Consider the following 17,504-nt stretch of genomic DNA (forward strand, 5'->3'; position numbering starts at 1 on the left):
CCGTTCAGCCCGTCACGCGGTCCGGATCGCCGGCCCGCTCCGCTGCTTCCGCGGCGGTTTCCGCTTTCACCGAATTCAACAGCTCGACCCAGCCGGACTCGATGTGCTGGCGAGTGGCCAGCATGGCGGCGGCGGAGTCGCGGGCGATGAAGGCCTTGAGCAGCTCGTCGTGCTCTTCGTTGGCGCGGCTGACCCGGCCCTTGATCTTGTTGATCAGATCGAACGGATAGCGCGCCCACAGCACCTGCACGAAATGCAGGGTCTGCGGCATGTTCGGGATCTCGAAGATCCGCCGGTGGAAGCGGTAGTTGGCCGCCCGGGCGGTCTCATTCTGCTTGGCGGCGACGGCGCGGTCGAACTCCAGCGCCATCGCCCGCAGCTCCTCGATGTCGGCGGCGGTGGCCTGCTCGACGGCGGCGCGGACCAGCTGGGTCTCCAGCAGGATGCGCAGGTTCAGCATCTCGTTGGAGCCGCTGATGTCGAACGGCGCGACGGTCGCGCCGCGGTAGGAGTCGCCGACCACATAGCCCTCGGCGGCGAGCAGCTTCAGCGCCTCGCGCACCGGGGTGATGCTGGTCTGCAGGAGCTTGGCGATTTCCAGCTGCTTCAGGCGGCTGCCGCGCGGGAAACGCCCGGCGATGATGCCCTCGCGCAGGAAATCGGCGACCTGCTCTTCCTTGGTTCGGTACTCCATAGGTTCGCTAACTCTCGCCGCCCATGGAGAATGCATAGTCTGCGCCGGGGTTGGATACTACCTCCCCCTCGCAGAGGGGGAGGGGAGGCAGTCAGGTGCGTTGAAGCAGCTGCTCCAGGCTCGCGCCGAAGTCGTGCGTCTGCCAGAGGTTCAGGAAGGCGGTCAGCACGTTCAGCTGGCCGCGGGCGGAGTCGTTCTTCAGGAACACCGGATCCTGCGGGCCCGAGGCGGTCGCCGCTTCCGGCAGCCGGTAGAGGATCCGCGCCGGCGCCTCCATCAGCCAGGCCAGGCCCATCGTCGCCACATAGAGCTGCAGGTGCAGCTTCAGCTCCGCCGCATCCAGCCGCGGGCCGCCGTGGGCGTTGAACTCGTCGACGAAGAGCGCGAGTAGGTCGTCGAAGTGGCGGTCCCAGATCTCGACTGACGCGCCGCTCAGGCAGCCCCAAAGGGCGAAGGCGACGTTCAGCTGGCGCACCCGGCCCCAGTCCATCAGCCCGCACTGCAGCTCGCCGGCCGGGTCGCGCCAGAACCAGGCGTTGTCGATGTTGGCGTTCCAGTGGCAGAGCGCGATGAAGTCGCCCTGGCTCTGCAGCGCGCGCTTGATGGTCGCCTCGTGCTGCAGGAACGGGCCGACCTCGCGGTCGAGCTTGGCGACGAACTCCGGCGTGCGGATGTTGGCCGGCAGCAGCTGCGGATAGCGCTGGGCGAACTCGGCGTACTTGGCGACCAGGTCGCGCAGCTGGCGCTCGTCGTAGCGGATCTTGTCGCTGGCGGCGGCCGCCTCGGCGTCGAACGGGAAGCGCGCGGCGATGTCCGGCGACAGCTCGCCGGCCTTGTGCGCGCCTGCCAGCCTGGCCAGCGCCTTCACGACCGCGCGGTAGTAGGGCAGCGGATCGGCCAGCTGGTAGTCGAGGAACTTGCGGCGATGCGGCTCGATATGGCCCTCGCCGAAGGCGATCCGCTCGGTGATCAGCAGACCGGTGCCGCAGGCCTGGCGGTAGTCCGCGAAATAGGCCGCCGGCGTGCTGATCGGAAAGCCCGGCAGGCGCGAGACCGCCGCGAAACGCGCCTCGGACTCCATCTCGTGCCGGCCGTGGTCGCGCAGGGTGTCGCTGAAGTCGCGCGAGAACTTCACGAACAGCTCGCGGTGCAGATGCGGTTCGGGCTTCTCGTACTCGACCGACAGGAAGAACTTCTGGCCGGTGCTGCCGCCGGGGCAGATCTCGAAGCGGGCGATGCGGGCCACGCAGTTGTCCGGCTCGAGCGCGCCGAACGCCTGGAAGGCCCGGGTCAGGAAGGCGGCTCCCTCGGCCTCGAGCGCGCCGCCGTGCGCCGGGATCAGCAGGCCGGTGGCGTCGCCGTGCACGAAGTCCGTCAGGGTAGGGGCGCTATGCATCATGCACGATGCGCTACTGCGCGTTGGCGCGCCGATCAACGTCCGTAGCGGTCGCACGCCCCGGGTCGCGCCCCACCCGGCCGGCCAGCAGCCGGATCACCAGCGCCTCGATCCGGCGCGACGCGTCGCTGGGCGCAGCTCCGGATCGGCGCGCCAGATAGAGCGTCCGCCCGATCGCCTCTTCGATCCGCGCCGCGCTGACCACGCCGCCGCGAAGCTCGCTCTCGACGGCCGAGGAGGGGAGGATCGAGAAGCCGCGGCCGTCGGCGACCAGGCCGACGATATGTTCGAGGGAGTCGATCTCGGAGGCGACCTTCAGGCGCAGTCCGCGGCGCTGCGCCTCCTGGTCGAGGACGGACCGCAGGCCGTGCGCCGGGGCCGGAAGGATCAGCGGAGTCGCGCCCAGGTCGCGCAGGGAGATCGCCGTCGGGCTGTCGATCCCCGCCAGCCGGCCGGGCGGGCCGATCAGGTACAGCTCCTCGCGGCCCAGGCGTTGGATCGCGAGCTGGTCCAGGGACTCGACGTCATAGAGCAGGCCGAAATCAGCGCCGCCTTCCTGCAGCATCGTGCGGATCGCGCCCGACGGCCCCTCCCGAAGCCGCAGCGACACCGCCGGCGCCTCCTCCATCACCGCCTCGGTCAGCGGCACGGCGAGCAGGCGGCTGAGCGAGGCGGTCATGGCGACCGTCACCTTGGCGCGGGCTTCGTCGCGCACCTGCTGCATCTCCTCGACCGCCTGTTCGGCGATCTCCAGGATCCGCTGGGCGTGCTTCTGCAGGATGTCCCCGGCCTCGGTGGTGGTGACGCCGCGGGTGGTGCGGCGGAACAGCTTGAAGCCGACCTCGTCCTCGAGCCGCAGCACCTGCTGGCTGAGCGAGGGTTGCGCGACGCCCAGCGCATCCGCCGCGCGGGTGATCGAACCCAGCTCGGCGATCTTCAGGAAATTGCGCAGTTGGCGAAGGTCCACGCCCTGGGCTCCGGCGAAGGGTGAGGATGCACAATGCCGGGAACCGGCGCGCCGCGCGAGCGGCGTGTCACCGTCGACCGACCGGCGGCTTGCCGATGGACCCGCCCATACTATAGGGGAGTACCCTATGGCTCATCTCAATTCCCAACCCGAGCTGATCGCCCGGGTCCGTCGGCTCACCGGACAGCTCGCCGCCGTGGAGCGGGCGCTGACCAACGGCGGGGACTGCGCGTCGGTGTTGCAGCAGGTGGCGGCGATCCGCGGCGCGGTGAACGGGTTGATGGAGGAGATCCTGGAGACGCACCTGCGCGAGCACGTGGCCGCGCCCGACCTGACGCCGGCGGCCCGCGCCCAGGGCGCCGACGACGTGATCGCCGCCATTCGCCGCTACGCCAAATAGGCCCGTCATGACCCTCGACGAACAGCTCGAACCGTTGACCCACGACCACGTCTTCCTGAGCGCCGGGCATGACGACAACGCCCGCCGGACCTTGCTGGTCGTCGCCCTGACCGCCGTCATGATGGTCGGCGAGATCGTCGCCGGCACGCTGTTCAACTCCATGGCGCTGCTGGCCGACGGCTTCCACATGGCGACCCATGCGGGCGCGCTGGCCGTAGCGGCGGCGGCCTACGCCTTCGCCAAGAAGCATGCGCGCAGCGGCCGCTACACCTTCGGCACCGGCAAGGTCGGCGACCTCGCCGGCTTCGCTTCGGCGCTGGTGCTCGGCGTCGTGGCGATCGGGATCGCCTGGGAATCGGTGGGCCGGCTGCTGACGCCGCAGAGCGTGGCGTTCGGCGAGGCGACGCTGGTCGCGGTGGTCGGCCTGGCGGTCAACCTGGTGAGCGCGCTGCTGCTCGGCGGCGGCCACCATCACCATGGCCATCACGATCATGGCCACGACCACCACGATCATGACCACGCGCACCACGACCACGACCACGACCACGGCCGCGCGGGACGTCATCACGACAACAACCTGCGCGCGGCCTTCGTCCACGTGCTGGCCGACGCCCTGACCTCGGTGCTGGCGATCGTCGCGCTGCTGGCCGGGCGCTTCCTCGGCTGGACCTGGCTCGACCCGCTGATGGGGCTGGTCGGCGCGGCGGTGATCGCCAGCTGGTCCTGGGCGCTAATGCGCGACACCTCCGCCGTGCTGCTGGACGCCACCGACGCCGGCCTCGAGCGCGAGGTGCGCGACGAAGTCGAGGGCCCGGGCGGGGCGCGGATCACCGACCTGCACATCTGGCGGCTGGGGCCCGGGGCGCACGGGGCGATCGTCAGTTACGTCGGCGAGGCGCCGGCGTCGGAGGTGCGCACGCGGCTGAAGCACGTGCACGAACTCAGCCACGTCACCGTCGAGGCCTTTCCGGCCCCGGCCGCAGCCCGAGGCTCGGCGGGCTGCCTCCACGGAGAAGACGCGGACGGGCGGCGGGGCTAGGCTCCGGGTTCAGGAGCGCCCCGATGATCACCGTCCACCATCTCAGCACCTCGCATTCTCACGTCATCCTCTGGCTGCTGGAGGAGCTGGGCCTGCCCTACGAGATGGTGGCGCATCAGCGCGAGGCCTCAGCGCGCGCGCCCGACAGCCTGCGAGCCGTGCATCCGGCCGGCAAGTCGCCGACCATCGAGGACCACGGCCTGGCGATGATCGAGTCGACCGGGATCATCCTCTACATCCTCGACGCCTATGGTCAGGGCCGGCTGCGGCCGCCGGCGAACACCCCCGAGGCGATGCAGTTCTTCCAGTGGCTGACTTACGTCGAGGGCTCGGCCAAGGCGCAGCTGGTGGCGCTGCTCAGGCTGCTGCGGCTCTCGCCGGAAGACCCGTCGCGGCCGATGCTGGAGGCCGCGGCCGCGATCCCGATGCAGCTGATCGACGCGGCGCTCGAGGGCCAGGAGACCATCGTCCCCGGCCAGTTCACCGCCGCCGACCTGCAACTGGCCTTCTACGAGGAGATCATCGACGCCCGCGGCATGATCGCCGAATTCCCGAACATGCGCGCCCACCTCGAGCGCATGCGCGCGCGGCCGGCCTATCAACGGGCGCTGGCCAAGGGCGGCCCGGTGATCATGGGGACGCTGGCGAACCCGGAGGCGGGCCGGTAGGGGCTGGGATCAATGGCGGCGTCTTCCGGTTCCGGGACGCCGCCGACGAGGGCTGACGCGCCGAGGCGACACGCTGCTATAGCAAAGCTTGTTGCTGCAGCGCCTCAGGGTCTTCTCCGATGCTTCGACATCTTCCGTTCCTTATTGCGCTCGTCGCCGGGTCCGGCCTCGCGTCCGGCGCGGGGGCGCACCAGATCAAGATCGAAAGCCAGCCCGACGGCGCGAGCTTGGCCGCGCCGACCTTCAAGCTGCAGGAAGGGCGGCAGGCTGCGGTGCTGGGCGTCGATCGGCTGCAACCGCTCGGCGGCAGGAAGCGGATGCCGTGGTCCACCTGCCCACCGGAGTGAGGCTTCCGCGGGTTCACGGGGGATGTAGGCTCGCCGTCGTCTTGCCGCTCGGAGCTGCTGGAAAACCGCCGGCCGGATATGGAAGCGGCGCGATCGCCGAATACGACTGCACGCCGTCGAGCGGGCTCACGCAGGTTGAGGTCTCGTTCGAGAGAGCCTCTCCCACGCTGCGCAAGGAAGGGCTCGAAAGGGGCGTTCAGCGGACCGCCTTCGCCGCGACCGAACAGAAGGCGGAGGTCGGTCGTAGCGAGTGCACCGCGCCGCAGTTCAGCACCGTCCCGCTGCACTCGGGATTGATGAACGTCTACTGCGGCGTGCGGTGGTCCGATCCGCGGCATCCACAACCGCAGCGGTACGGCGTAGGCACGGTGGCGCTCGGCCGCGGAGACAGTTTCGTGCGGTTCACCCGCGCCTGTGTCGATGCTCAATGCGACGCTGGCGTCGTCGCCTTCGGGGACTTCGTCAGCACCTTCGATCTCGACGGGTTCAAAGCCGCCGCTGATCTGAAATCAAACTAGGCGGCCAAGCGCCAACCGACAGCCCCTCTGTGTCATCCCGGAATCCGCGCAGCGGCTGTCCGGGACCCATAAACACAGCAGTTGCCGGCCAAGCGCTTACCTCGCCGCGCCGTGTTCATGGGTCCCGGTCTTCGCTCCGCGAAACCGGGATGACACTGTGGGACCGCCGCGCGCGCCTCAGCCCTGGTGCGAGTACATCGTCCGGCCGGGGACCGGCATCTGCGCCTTCAGGATCGCGCCGCCCTTCGATTCGGTGATGAACAGGGTCCGGTTGTCCGGCCCGCCGTAGGCGCAGTTGGTGGTCAGGATGCCGGTCGGCGAGTTGATCCGCAGCAACGGCTCGCCCAGGGCGCTGAACAGCCAGACCGCGCCGAAGCCGACGTGGCAGGCGGCGATGTTGTCGTCCTCGTCGATCGCCAGCCCGTCGGGGCCGCTGCCGCCGCTCATCTGCACCCAGGCCCCGACCTTCATGACCGTGCCGTCCGGCAGCATGGTCACCTTCCAGATCTGGTTGGCGCGGGTGACCGCCAGGAACAGGGCGTTCTCGGCCTTGTTGAGCACCAGGCCGTTCGGGCTCGGCACGTTGTTCAGCAGCAGCTCCAGCTTGCCGTCGACGCGCAGCCGATAGAGCCGCCCGCTCGGGTCCTGCAGCCCGGTCTGGCCCTGGTCGGTGAAGTACATGTCGCCGTTCCTGGCGAACACCAGATCGTTGACCGCCTTGAAGCGTTCCAGCCAGGAGCGCTCCATGAACGGCTCGACCTTGCCGGTCTTGGGATCGAGCACCATGAGGCCATGCTTGTGACAGGTGATGAAGCCGCGGCCGTCCTTGTGGAACTTCAGCCCGTTCGGCTCACCGTCATACTCGGCGCCGACCGAGACCTCGCCGGCCGGGGTGATCTTGAACAGCCGGCCCCAGGGGATGTCGGTGACCCACAGGTTGCCCTCTTGGTCGAAGGACGGCCCTTCGAGGAAGGTCGGGGTCGGCTGGCCGGGGAACTGGATGTCGGCCCAGTGCGAGCGCTCGCCGCCGCGGCCGAATGTCTCCGGAATCCTCGTGAAAACCTCGGCCTCGACGCTGGGCGGGGCTGCGAACATCGGCGTCTCCTACACTCGATCGTGCGGTCCTAGGGCCTTGACGCGGCGAGGGTGCGCCCGTAATCCCAAATTCGGACCTGCGTTCCTATATCGGAATAGCGCGGGCGGTGGAACTTTCAAGCCGGCTGTCCATAGCCCGGCCACGAGGCGGCGATAATGCAAAAGCAGATCCATCTGGTCAGCTTTCTGATCAACTCCCCGATCAACCACACCGTCCTCAGCTGGGCGGACCAGAAGGACAACCGGGTCAAGGCGTTGGGCGACCTGCAGCTGTGGCAGGACCTGGCCCGGACGCTGGAACGCGGCAAGTTCGACGGCATCTTCTTCGCCGACACGCCCGGCGTGTTCGACCGCTACAAGGAGCGGGTCGACGAGGCGGTGCGCTACGGCGTCTGCTGGCCCTCGCACGACCCGGTGGTGCTGCTGAGCGCGCTCGCCGCGGCGACCACCCACCTGGGCCTAGCCACCACCATGTCGACCAGCGCCTACCAGCCCTGGACCATCGTCCGGCAGCTTTCCACCGTCGACTATCTGAGCGGCGGCCGCGCCGGCTGGAACATCGTCACCGGCCACCTGCGCAACGAGCACCGCGCGCTCGGCCTCGAACAGCTGGACCACGACCGGCGCTACGACCGCGCCGACGAGTACATGGAGGTCTGCTACAAGCTCTGGAGCAGCATCGGCGAGGACGCGATCCGCGCCGACAAGGAAGCCGGGATCTTCGCTGATCCGGAGAAGGTGCAACTCGTCCAGCACGAGGGCGAATTCTTCCGCTGCAACACCGTCGGCCCCGTGCTGCCCTCGCCGCAGGGCCGGCCGGTGCTGTTCCAGGCCGGCTCGTCGGGACGCGGCCAGCAGTTCGCCCTGCAGCACGCCGACGTGGTGTTCGCCATCGAGCCGAACCTCGCCGGCATGAAGCGCTACGTCACCGGCCTCAACGCCGCGGCCGCCGAGCTCGGCGTCAAGGCGCCGGGCGTGACCTTCGGCATCCAGCCGATCATCGGCGGCACCGAGGAGGAGGCGAAGGCCAGGCTGGACGCCCTGATCGAGCGCATGCCGCTCGACGGCGCCCTGGCCCGGCTGTGCGGCACCATGGGCGTCGACTTCAGCACCTATGACCTCGACCGTCCGCTGCAGGAGGTCGAGACCCAGGCCTCGCGCGGCCTGATGAAGGCCTTCACCGCCGTGCTCGGCGACCGGCCGTTCACCCTGCGCGAAGTGGCGATCAAATGGGGCCTGTCGGTCGGCATGCCGCAGCTTGTCGGCTCGCCGGAGCAGGTCGCCGACCAGATGGAGACGATCTGGCGCGAAAGCGGCTGCCACGGCTTCAACATGACCCCGCACATTATGCCCTCGTCGGTCGAGGACTTCGTGGACCAGGTGGTGCCGATCCTGCAAAAGCGCGGCATCTACCGCAACGAGTACGAAGGCACGACCTTCCGCGAGAACCTGGGGCTCTGAGCGTGAGCGAAGTCGTCTACATCCAGGATCCGATCCACGCCGCCGGCGTCGAGCGGCTGGCCGCGGCGGGACACGAGATCATCCCGCCGGAAGCGGGGCCTGAGGATCCGCGGCTGGCGCGGGCGAGCATCTACATCACCCGCACCACCGACCTGCCCGAGGCGCTGATGGCCCGGGCGCCGGGCCTGAAGCTGATCGTCAAGCACGGCGCCGGGGTCGACAACATCGACATCCCGGCGGCGACCCGGCGCGGGATCTGGGTCGCCAACACGCCCGGCGGCAACAACTCCACGGCGGTCGCGGAAGGCGCGGTCACCCTGATGCTGGCGGTGCTGCGCCGGGTGCGGGAGATGGACGCGCTGGTGCGCGAGGACCGCTTCGGCGAGCGCTGGAAGATCCGCCTGCGCGACCTGACCGGGGCCAAGGTCGGGCTGGTCGGCTTCGGCCGGATCGCCCGGGTGACGGCGAAGATCTGCGGCGCCGGCTTCGGCGCCGAGGTCGCGGCCTACGACCCGATGGTCCCGGCCGACGAGATCCGCGCCGCCGGCGTGATCCCGATGGATCTGGCTGAGCTGATGAGCCGCGAGGTGATCTCGGTGCATGCGCCGCTGACCGACGGCACCCGCAACCTGATCGGGGCTGTGGAGCTGGCGCGGATGCCGGCCCACGGGGTCATCGTCAACACCTCGCGCGGCGGCATCATCGACGAGGCGGCGCTCGCCGCCGCGTTGAAGTCGAACTCGATCGGCGGGGCCGGCATCGACGTCTTCGAGCACGAGCCGCCGCCGGCGGACCACCCGCTGTTCGCGCTGCAGAACGTCGTGCTCGGCCCGCACATGGCCGGCGTCACAGAGGCCAGCATGAAGGGCATGGCGCTGGCTGTCGCCGAGGTGATCGAGACCGCCCTGGCCGGCGGCCGCCCCGCAACCCTGCTCAACCCGGAAGCCCGCTGATGCACCCCGTCAAATCCGTGATCTACAACCGCATCCCGTCGTCCGACCCGGCGCTGGTCGCCCGGGCGGCGAAGTTCGGCGTCGCCGACCTGCACGAAGCGCTCGGTGCGGTCGCCGGGCGGATGTGCCTGATGAGCTCGAAGATGCGGCCGATCGGCCCGGGCCGGGTCTGCGGCCCGGCGGTCACCGCGTTCAACTATCCCGGCGACAACCTGATGATCCACGCCGCGCTGAACCTGGCGCAGGCCGGCGAGGTGCTGGTGTTCACCAACGGCGGCACCAGCCAGGGCGCGCTGTGGGGCGACGTGGCCTGCGGCTTCGCCAAGAAGAAGGGCGTCGCCGGGGCCGTGGTGCACGGCGCGGTGCGCGACACCGACGCGATCCGCGAGATGGATTTCCCGGTCTGGGCGACGCACATCTCGGTCGAGCATCCGGAAAAGCGCGGCCCCGGCGCGGTCAACGTGCCGGTGGTGATGGACGGGGTGCTGGTCGAGCCTGGCGACATCATCGTCGGCGACGCCGACGGCGTGCTGGTGATCCCGCGCAAGCTGCTGCAGCACGCGGTCGAAGGCGCCGAGAAGCGGGCGCAGGCCGAGGTCGGCTTCCGCACGCGGATCGCCGCCGGCGAACTGCCGCTCGACATCCTCGGGCTGCGCGCGGTGATCGAGAACCTCGGCATTGAACAGCGCGACGCCACCTGGGAAGACGACCGCTGAGGCCTGAATCGGCCGGCGTGAGAATGGGACTGTGACTTGAAGCCTGCGCACAACATCTGGGACCTGCGTGAAGCTGCGCAGCGCAGGCTGCCGCGCGCGATCTTCGAGTTCATCGAGCGCGGCTCCGAGGACGAGCGCCTGGTCCGCCAGAACGTCGACGGGCTGGCGGCGATCAAGTTCGCGCCGCGCACGCTGCGCGACGTCGCCAAGCGCGACCAGTCGACCACCCTGTTCGGGCGCAAGTTGCCGACGCCGATGATCATCGCGCCGACCGGCACCGCCGACCTGCTCTGCTACAAGGGCGAGCGGGCGATCGCGGCGGCGGCCGGCAAGGCAGGCCTGCCGTTCACCCTGGCGACCAGCTCGACCACCAGCGTCGAGCAGATCGCCGAGGTGAACCCGGGCTTCTGGATGCAGCTCTACCTGTGGGAAAAGCGCGAGCTCTCCTGGCAGCTGGTCGAGCGGGTCGAGAAGGCTGGGGCCGAGGTGCTGGCGCTGACGGTCGACACCCCTATGTGGCCGAACCGCGAGTTCAACAAGCGCAACGGCATGGCCAACCCGATCCGGGCCAATCCGACCCTGGCGCGGCACTTCCTCGGCAAGCCGGCGTGGCTGGCCACGGTGATGGGACGTTACGCCCTGGCTGGCGGCATCCCGCAGTTCGCCAACTATCCGATGGAGGCCGTCGCCGGCGGGGCCGGCAAGGTGATGCGCCAGGCCAACGCCGCCAACGTCACCTGGGACGACGTCAAGGAGCTGCGCCGCCGCTGGCCACGGACGCTGGTGCTGAAGGGCGTGCTGACGGTCGAGGACGCCATCCTCGCCGCCGAACACGGCGTCGACGGGCTGGTCGTCTCCAACCACGGCGCGCGGAACTTCGACGCCTCGCCGGCCTCGATCGACGTGTTGGCGGAGATCGTCGATGCGGTCGGCGACCGCATGTCGATCATCTTCGACAGCGGCGTGCGGCGCGGCACCGACGTGCTGAAGGCGATCGCCATCGGGGCCGATGCGGTGATGATCGGCCGCGCGACCCTCTACGGTGCCGCGGTGGGCGGGCAGGCCGGTGCGACCCGCGCGCTGGAGATCCTGCGCGACGAGATCAGCGGCGCGATGGCGATGCTCGGCGTCACCTCGCTGGCGGAGCTCGACCGCAGCTACCTGCGGTCAGAGACCGTGCCGGGCCTCGGGGTCCCCGCCGGGCGCGCCTAGCCCGGACCGGGGGCGTTCTTGTCGCCGTAGGAGTCGTGCCACCGCCACCAGGTGTAGGGTTCGGTCTGCGGGTAGCCGGACGGCGAATCCTCCCACGCCTCCTGGCGGCCGAGCGGGGTGATGTCGAGGTAGTTCCAGACGCCGCCCATCTGTTCGTCGCCGCGGTTGTCGATGAAGTAGGTGCGGAAGATCCGCTCGCCTTCGCGGAAGAACACGTTGGTGCCGTGCCATTCGTCGACGCCGAAGTCGGCGTCGAAGTTGTCGGTGAGCGTGTACCAGGGCATCTCCCAGCCCATCCGCGTCTTGAGGCGGGCGATCTCGGCCTGCGGCGCGCGCGAGACGAACACCAGCGTGGTGTCGCGCTGGTTCAGATGGACGACGGGGGCGACGTGGTCGGCCACCAACGAGCAGCCGACACAGGCGTGCTCGGGCCAGCCTTCCACCCCGGGCTCGAAGAAGGCGCGGTAGACGATCAGCTGGCGTCGGCCTTCGAACAGATCGAGCAGGCTGGCCTTGCCGCGCGGCCCCTCGAACGCATAGCTCTTCGTCACCGCCACCCAGGGCATGCGCCGGCGCTCGGCGGCCAGCGCGTCCCGGGCGTGGGTGTGCGCCTTCTCCTTGGCGAGCAGTTGCTCGCGCGCAGCCTTCCATTCCTGCGGCGACACGACCGGGGGCGTCGCCATCTCGCGGGTTTGATGCGTCTCGGTCATCGAAACCTCCCATGGGTCGGGCTCCGAACAGGCGCCCCGGGCTGTTCGTTCCTCGCAAAATCGCCCGTCCCATCGGTGGCCGCTACGCCGGGCTTGCCTCGCTCCCCGCGCTGCGGAACCCTACGCGCGTGATGTCGAGCGTTCGTACTGCCCCCCCGGTCCCAGCCGTTTCCGCGGAGCCCGCCAGCGTCGTGCCCCGGCGCGGACGCGGCCGGTTGCGGCTGGAGGACGTGCGGGAGCTGGAAGCCCAGCTTCTTTCGGCGGCGCAGGAGGCCTTCATGGCCCACGGCTACGGCGCGACCTCGATGGCGGAGGTGGCGCGCAGCGCCGGCGTCTCGAAGACCACGCTCTACGCCAAGTTCCCGACCAAGGCGGCGCTGTTCCGCGCCATCGTCGACCAGCAGCAGGATGAGGCTTACGGCGCGGTCGACGAGGCGGTCGGCGAGGCGTCGGAACGCAGCCTCGCCAGCAGCCTGCGGCACCTGGCCGAACAGACCGTGCTGCACGCCTCGCAGCCAGAGAATCTCGCCCTCAACCGGCTCATCGACTGGGAGGCGCCGCGCCTTCCGGAGTTGGCCGAGGTGACGCACGCCCGGCTGAAGCGGAGCATCGGGCGCATCGCCGGCTACATCGGCGAGTTCGCGGCGCGCGACGGAATCCCGTGCCGCGATCCCGAGGCCGCCGCCGAGCTGTTCAATTTCACGGTGCGCGGCCTCTATCACGAGATCCGCATGGGCGTGCGTTCGGCCGCCCCCGACGAGGTCCGGGCGCGGGTCGCCAAGATCGTCGAAGCTTTCCTCGCCAGCCGATCGCTCTGGTAGCGCCGCGAGGTCGCAGGCTTGGGGCACGGCGGCCGCTTGACAGCCCCCCGCAAAGGCGCGAAGTCACTCAAATGGACGGGTCGGTCCATTAGATTTCAGACACAAGGAGACGCGCGATGTCCGGGACGCTCAATGGCAAGGTCGCGCTGGTGACGGGCGCCTCTTCGGGGATCGGCGAGGCCGCGGCGCTGGACCTGGCGGCCGCCGGCGCGAAGGTCGCCGTCTCCGGACGCCGCAAGGAGCGTCTCGACGACCTGGTGAAGCGCATCGAGGCGGCCGGCGGCGTGGCCCTGGCGCTGCCGGGCGACGTGTCGATCGAGGCCGACGCCACCGCCTCGGTCGAGGACACCATCGCCAAGTTCGGCCGGCTCGACATCCTGGTGAACTCGGCCGGGGTCAACGAGGCCGGCGGCATCGAGAGCCTGCCGATCGAACAGTGGCGCCGGGTGATCGACATCAACCTGATGGGCACGATCTACACTTGCCGCGCGGCCTTCCCGCACATGAAGGCGCAAGGCTCGGGCGACATCGTCAACATCTCCTCGACCGCCGGCCGCCGCGCCGGCTGGCGCTTCGCCTCCTACTCGACCAGCAAGTTCGGCCTGACCGGCTTCACGGAATCCCTGCGCCAGGAATGCGGGCCGGTGGGCGTCCGGGTGTCGATCGTCGAGCCGGGCGCGACGGCGACCGAGATCGCCAGCAGCATCTCCGATCCCGCCTGGCGCGACATGATCCAGCAGCACACCCACAAGGACGGCGCGATGCAGCCGCAGGACATCGTCGACGCGATCATGCTGGTGGTGCAGCTGCCGCGCCGCGCCAACGTCACGCGGATCCTGGTGCAGCCGACGATTGACGTCGAGCCGATGCCGTAAAGGTTGTCGAAGCTCGACGAACGACAACAAGGACAAGGGAGACGAACATGCGGTTGGCGAACAAGAACGTCATCATCACCGGGGCCGGCTCGGGCATGGGCAAGGCCATGGCCGAGCGCTTCTCGAAGGAAGGCGCCCGGGTGCTCTGCACCGACATCAGCGGCGCGGAGAACGAGGTCGCCGAGCGGATCGGCAACGGCGCGATCCCGCTGCACGTGGACGTCTCCAAGGAGGAGGACATCCAGGCGATGATCGCCACGGCCGAGGAGAAGTTCGGCCGCATCGACATCCTGGTGAACAATGCCGGCTTCGGCGGCGGCATGGCGCTGCTGCACGAGCAGTCGACCGAGAACTGGGACCGCGTCCACTCGACCAACCTTCGCGGCGTGTTCTTCGGCATCAAGTACGGCGTCATCTCGATGATGAAGACCGGCGGCGGCTCGATCGTGAACATCTCCTCGGCCTCGGGCTTCGTCGGCTGGCGCAAGCACAGCATCTACGGCGCGGCCAAGGCCGGCGTGAACCAGCTGACCAAGACCGCCGCGCTCGACTACGCGGCGAACAACATCCGGGTGAACGCGATCCTGCCCGGCACGATCTGGACCGGTCTGGTCGAACAGTCGAAGGAGCACCCGGAGCCGCCGCCCGGCATCTTCAAGCTCCCCGGCATCCCGATGGACCGCTGGGGCCTGGCCAGCGAGATCGCCAACGCCGCCCTGTTCCTGGCCAGCGACGAGGCGTCCTACATCACCGGCGTGCTGCTGCCGGTCGACGGCGGCTACTGCGTCGGATTTTCCGGCATGGCCGCCGAACAGAATTGAGACCCAACGCGCGCTCACGGCGGCCGAAACCGCCTGGGCGCGCTCCTTCCCGGAGTCAGACCTGATGTCAGTTGCTCAGAAGTCCCGAGTTGAATTCGAAGAGGTCAAGCCGCTGATCGGCTCGATCGTCCGCGCCGAGCGCGCAGCGCTGTTCGACCCCGAGGTCGTGCGCCAGTGCCGCGAGATGCTGAACACCCGCGGCGTGCTGGTCTTCCCGGAGGTCAACTTCAGCAATGAAGAGCAGTTGGCCTTCACCGACCTGCTCGGCGGCCGGATTAACCTGACCAGCGACGCCACCACGGACAAGCAGGACGACGTCTACCAGGTTACCCTGGACCGCAAGGTCAACAAGTCGCCGGAATACGTGCTGGGCACCTTCTTCTGGCACATGGACGGCCTGACGGTGGACATGCCGCCGCCGCACGCGACCCTGCTGTCGGCGCGCAAGATCGCCGCCGAAGGCGGCCAGACCGAGTTCTCCAACACCTTCGCCGCCTACGCGGCCCTGCCGGACGAGGAAAAGAAGCGGTTGGAGGGCCTCACCGCCATCCACACGGTCGCCGCCAGCCTGCGGCCGATCGCCGACATCATCCCGCCGGAGGACGAGCACAAGCTGCAGATCGGCGTGCCGAAGGAGCACCCGATCGTCCGCACCCGGAAGAAGGACGGCGCCAAGGGCCTGGTCATCGGCACCACGGCCGACAGGATCGTCGGCATGGACGTGGCGCACGGCCGCGCGCACCTGGCGCGCCTGGTCGAATGGGCCGGCCAGCCGCAGTTCGTCTACCGCCACCACTGGAAGCAGGGCGACTTCGTGATCTGGGACAACCGCGGCGCCATGCACCGGGTGATCCCCTACGACTGGGAGTCCGGCCGGATGATGCACCGCACCTCGATCGCCAGCGAAGACTAAGCTCGGCGCGAGCGTGAGGAATGGAGCCGCCGGCGACCTGGTCGCCGGCGGCTTTGTCATGCGGCGTGCCCGCCTGGCGCTCTCCGTTGTCGGTTGGATGGGTCCCGCCGGTGCTCTGAACTCGCTCTCGGGTCAGCTGTGACCCAAGTCCCGAAGCTCAAGCCCTTGCCGCCCGTTGCGCCTTGTTATGTTATATAACATAACAGTGGTCTCGCGCTGCCGGCGCTCAGAGATCAGAAAGCGGCGATGACAAGCCGCGCGACGGGAGAGACAGATGTTCGTGAGCCCCAACCCCCTCAGAACCGCCGCATATCGGCTGGCGACAGGAGCGGCCCTGACCGCGCTGGCGGCCAGCACCGGCGCTATGGCTCAAGCCGCGCCGGCGTCGTCGCCGGCGCAACGACATGACGCCGGTGTCTCTCCGGCGCTGTGCGGCTCAGGCGACGCGCGCGAGCCCGGCGTCCAGGGCGAGGTCCCGGCAGGGCTGACGGCGAGCTACAACTGCGGGGTCAAGCTCATCGGCCAGCTGCCGATCGTCGGCAACGTCGCGGGCGCCGGCAAGTGCGTCTATGTGCGCGCGCGTGGTCAGGCCGGCACGCCGGACGACAGCCAGATCTCCGTCATCGACGTCAGCAACCCGACCAAGCCCGTAGCGGTTGGCGCTCCGCTGCCGGTGCATATGGGCTCGGAGTCCATGCGCGTCGTCGTCGCCAAGGACCGCGCCGTCTTGGTCTCGGGCAGCTCGGTCTTTGACGTCAGCGACTGCCTGCACCCCAGGCGGCTGGGCGAGATCAAATGGCCCGACACGACGATCCCCGGTGTCGCCAGGAAGAACCTGCCTCACGACATCCGGCTCAATCGTGAAGGCGCCAAGCTCTACGCCTCGTTCGGCATCTGGGAGGTCGACCTCTCCAATCTCAACGATCCGAGCAGTTGGAAGATCACCGATTACCGCTGCGAGGTGGCGGCCCAATTTGCTGGCCCCTGGCAGGAGCTGCATCGGCAGTCGGTCAAGGCCGGGCGCAGTCTCTGCGACGATGCGACCAGGCCCGCGCCCCGGGGCGCCAACTACGCGATGGGCGGCAGTCCGCTGCAGGCCTCGCTGCTGTGGCCGCAGGTCTCCCACGCGCTGGACTTCAACGCCGATGACACACGGCTGTACGTCGGCGATCAGGCTGGCGGCACGAGCGCGCTCTGGGCGCCGCAGCCCAAGGTCAGCATCATCGACATCACCCAGAGCCCGCCCAAAATTATCGGCCAGGTCAACGGTCCGGGCCACGGGCTCGACTGGTTCCGCGTCGGCGGCCGCGACTACGTCGTGCATTCCAACGAAGGCGGGACCAAGGGGATCGCGACCCAGGCGGAGCATGGCGACACTTGCCAGCCCTATCCGAGGCCGACGGCGCTGGGCTGGGGATTCGAGGCGATCGTCAGCGACGTCACCGACCCTGCACAGGCGCGAAACGTGTCGATGCTGCAACTGGCCATCAACGAGCCGGAGTTCTGCGACGTCCGCAAGGCGTCGGGACGCGATCCATGGATCGCCTACCACCTCATCGACAACCCGATGAACGCCAAGTTCGCGGCGGTGAATTTCGGCGACGCCGGGCTGCGGATCTTCGATATCCGCGACCCGCAGAAGCCGACTGAGGTCGCGTATTTCAATCACGGAACGCCGGTGCACGCGGGGGTGGGTTACTACGACCCTGCGCGAAAGCTGATCTTTTTCTCCGACGCCGGCGGTTTCAAAGTGCTGCAGATCGAACCGCAAGTTCGCGCGCGGCTTGGGCTCTAGCACGCAGGTCCAGAGAAACCACCGAGACGTTCGTTCGACCGCTTTCGGCCGGTCTCCCGGAACCTGACGGTTAGTCCAGCGGCAGGTTCGGGAATGGAGCCGC

Annotated in this window: 19 protein-coding genes; 14 read left to right on the top strand and 5 right to left on the bottom strand. The window is 69.0% G+C overall.

Going from position 1 to position 17,504, the window contains the following annotated elements:
- Window positions 1-4 precede the first annotated feature (4 nt).
- The 3 genes from ACSQ14_RS20760 to ACSQ14_RS20770 all read right to left on the bottom strand — a co-directional run bounded on the left by ACSQ14_RS20760 (window position 5) and on the right by ACSQ14_RS20770 (window position 3,057).
- Window positions 5-694: a GntR family transcriptional regulator gene (locus ACSQ14_RS20760; protein ID WP_436016144.1), complete on the bottom strand. Its 690-nt coding sequence runs from the start codon at window positions 692-694 to the stop codon at window positions 5-7.
- Window positions 695-785: 91 nt separating this feature from the next.
- Window positions 786-2,093 carry a hypothetical protein gene (locus tag ACSQ14_RS20765; protein WP_436016145.1) on the bottom strand — a complete coding sequence of 436 codons (1,308 nt, stop codon included), beginning with the start codon at window positions 2,091-2,093 and terminating at the stop codon, window positions 786-788.
- 10 nt (window positions 2,094-2,103) lie between these two features.
- A complete protein-coding gene (locus tag ACSQ14_RS20770) occupies window positions 2,104-3,057 on the bottom strand; it encodes a LysR family transcriptional regulator (RefSeq protein ID WP_436016146.1) in 954 nt (317 codons plus the stop codon).
- A 127-nt stretch (window positions 3,058-3,184) separates the two neighbouring features.
- On the opposite strand from ACSQ14_RS20770, the gene ACSQ14_RS20775 reads away from it, so the two are divergent.
- From ACSQ14_RS20775 to ACSQ14_RS20795, 5 genes are all read left to right on the top strand, one after another.
- Entirely contained in the window at window positions 3,185-3,457 is a 273-nt protein-coding gene (locus ACSQ14_RS20775) for a metal/formaldehyde-sensitive transcriptional repressor (protein ID WP_436016147.1), read from the top strand.
- A gap of 7 nt (window positions 3,458-3,464) precedes the next feature.
- Complete coding sequence (gene dmeF / locus ACSQ14_RS20780; RefSeq protein ID WP_436016148.1) at window positions 3,465-4,496, top strand: CDF family Co(II)/Ni(II) efflux transporter DmeF; 1,032 nt, start codon at window positions 3,465-3,467, stop codon at window positions 4,494-4,496.
- A gap of 23 nt (window positions 4,497-4,519) precedes the next feature.
- A complete protein-coding gene (locus ACSQ14_RS20785; protein ID WP_436016149.1) occupies window positions 4,520-5,164 on the top strand; it encodes a glutathione S-transferase family protein in 645 nt (214 codons plus the stop codon).
- Between the two features lie 119 nt (window positions 5,165-5,283).
- Window positions 5,284-5,511 (top strand): hypothetical protein, encoded by a 228-nt coding sequence (locus ACSQ14_RS20790; RefSeq protein WP_436016150.1) that lies wholly within the window; start codon window positions 5,284-5,286, stop codon window positions 5,509-5,511.
- Window positions 5,487-6,029: a hypothetical protein gene (locus tag ACSQ14_RS20795; protein WP_436016151.1), complete on the top strand. Its 543-nt coding sequence runs from the start codon at window positions 5,487-5,489 to the stop codon at window positions 6,027-6,029. Before ACSQ14_RS20790 ends, ACSQ14_RS20795 begins: the two co-directional genes overlap by 25 nt.
- A 177-nt stretch (window positions 6,030-6,206) precedes the next feature.
- Here the strand turns inward: ACSQ14_RS20795 and ACSQ14_RS20800 are convergent, their stop codons facing one another.
- A complete protein-coding gene (locus ACSQ14_RS20800; RefSeq protein ID WP_436016152.1) occupies window positions 6,207-7,124 on the bottom strand; it encodes an SMP-30/gluconolactonase/LRE family protein in 918 nt (305 codons plus the stop codon).
- A 156-nt stretch (window positions 7,125-7,280) separates the two neighbouring features.
- On the opposite strand from ACSQ14_RS20800, the gene ACSQ14_RS20805 reads away from it, so the two are divergent.
- The 4 genes from ACSQ14_RS20805 to ACSQ14_RS20820 are packed head-to-tail and all read left to right on the top strand — an operon-like array spanning window position 7,281 to window position 11,466.
- On the top strand, window positions 7,281-8,585 hold the full coding sequence (locus ACSQ14_RS20805; RefSeq protein WP_436016153.1) for an NtaA/DmoA family FMN-dependent monooxygenase: 1,305 nt from the start codon (window positions 7,281-7,283) through the stop codon (window positions 8,583-8,585).
- A gap of 2 nt (window positions 8,586-8,587) precedes the next feature.
- Window positions 8,588-9,538 carry a hydroxyacid dehydrogenase gene (locus tag ACSQ14_RS20810; protein WP_436016154.1) on the top strand — a complete coding sequence of 317 codons (951 nt, stop codon included), beginning with the start codon at window positions 8,588-8,590 and terminating at the stop codon, window positions 9,536-9,538.
- Entirely contained in the window at window positions 9,538-10,254 is a 717-nt protein-coding gene (locus ACSQ14_RS20815) for a 4-carboxy-4-hydroxy-2-oxoadipate aldolase/oxaloacetate decarboxylase (protein ID WP_436016155.1), read from the top strand. Before ACSQ14_RS20810 ends, ACSQ14_RS20815 begins: the two co-directional genes overlap by 1 nt.
- A gap of 36 nt (window positions 10,255-10,290) precedes the next feature.
- The gene (locus ACSQ14_RS20820) at window positions 10,291-11,466 is read left to right on the top strand and encodes an alpha-hydroxy acid oxidase (RefSeq protein WP_436016156.1); all 1,176 of its coding nucleotides are present in this window, start codon (window positions 10,291-10,293) and stop codon (window positions 11,464-11,466) included.
- On the opposite strand, the gene ACSQ14_RS20825 is transcribed toward ACSQ14_RS20820, so the two are convergent.
- Entirely contained in the window at window positions 11,463-12,176 is a 714-nt protein-coding gene (locus ACSQ14_RS20825) for a DUF899 domain-containing protein (RefSeq protein ID WP_436016157.1), read from the bottom strand. The genes ACSQ14_RS20820 and ACSQ14_RS20825 overlap by 4 nt on opposite strands.
- Before the next feature lie 191 nt (window positions 12,177-12,367).
- On the opposite strand from ACSQ14_RS20825, the gene ACSQ14_RS20830 reads away from it, so the two are divergent.
- From ACSQ14_RS20830 to ACSQ14_RS20850, 5 genes are all read left to right on the top strand, one after another.
- Entirely contained in the window at window positions 12,368-12,997 is a 630-nt protein-coding gene (locus ACSQ14_RS20830) for a TetR/AcrR family transcriptional regulator (RefSeq protein WP_436016158.1), read from the top strand.
- A 116-nt stretch (window positions 12,998-13,113) separates the two neighbouring features.
- Window positions 13,114-13,872, top strand: coding sequence for an SDR family oxidoreductase (locus ACSQ14_RS20835; protein ID WP_436016159.1), 759 nt, complete (start codon window positions 13,114-13,116; stop codon window positions 13,870-13,872).
- 47 nt (window positions 13,873-13,919) lie between these two features.
- A complete protein-coding gene (locus tag ACSQ14_RS20840) occupies window positions 13,920-14,693 on the top strand; it encodes an SDR family NAD(P)-dependent oxidoreductase (protein ID WP_436016160.1) in 774 nt (257 codons plus the stop codon).
- Window positions 14,694-14,757: 64 nt separating this feature from the next.
- Window positions 14,758-15,606: a TauD/TfdA dioxygenase family protein gene (locus ACSQ14_RS20845; protein WP_436016161.1), complete on the top strand. Its 849-nt coding sequence runs from the start codon at window positions 14,758-14,760 to the stop codon at window positions 15,604-15,606.
- Between the two features lie 274 nt (window positions 15,607-15,880).
- Window positions 15,881-17,401 carry an LVIVD repeat-containing protein gene (locus ACSQ14_RS20850; protein ID WP_436016162.1) on the top strand — a complete coding sequence of 507 codons (1,521 nt, stop codon included), beginning with the start codon at window positions 15,881-15,883 and terminating at the stop codon, window positions 17,399-17,401.
- Window positions 17,402-17,504: the final 103 nt, after the last annotated feature.

This window comes from Phenylobacterium sp. LjRoot219 (genome assembly GCF_964252995.1).
Taxonomy (GTDB): Bacteria; Pseudomonadota; Alphaproteobacteria; order Caulobacterales; family Caulobacteraceae; genus Phenylobacterium.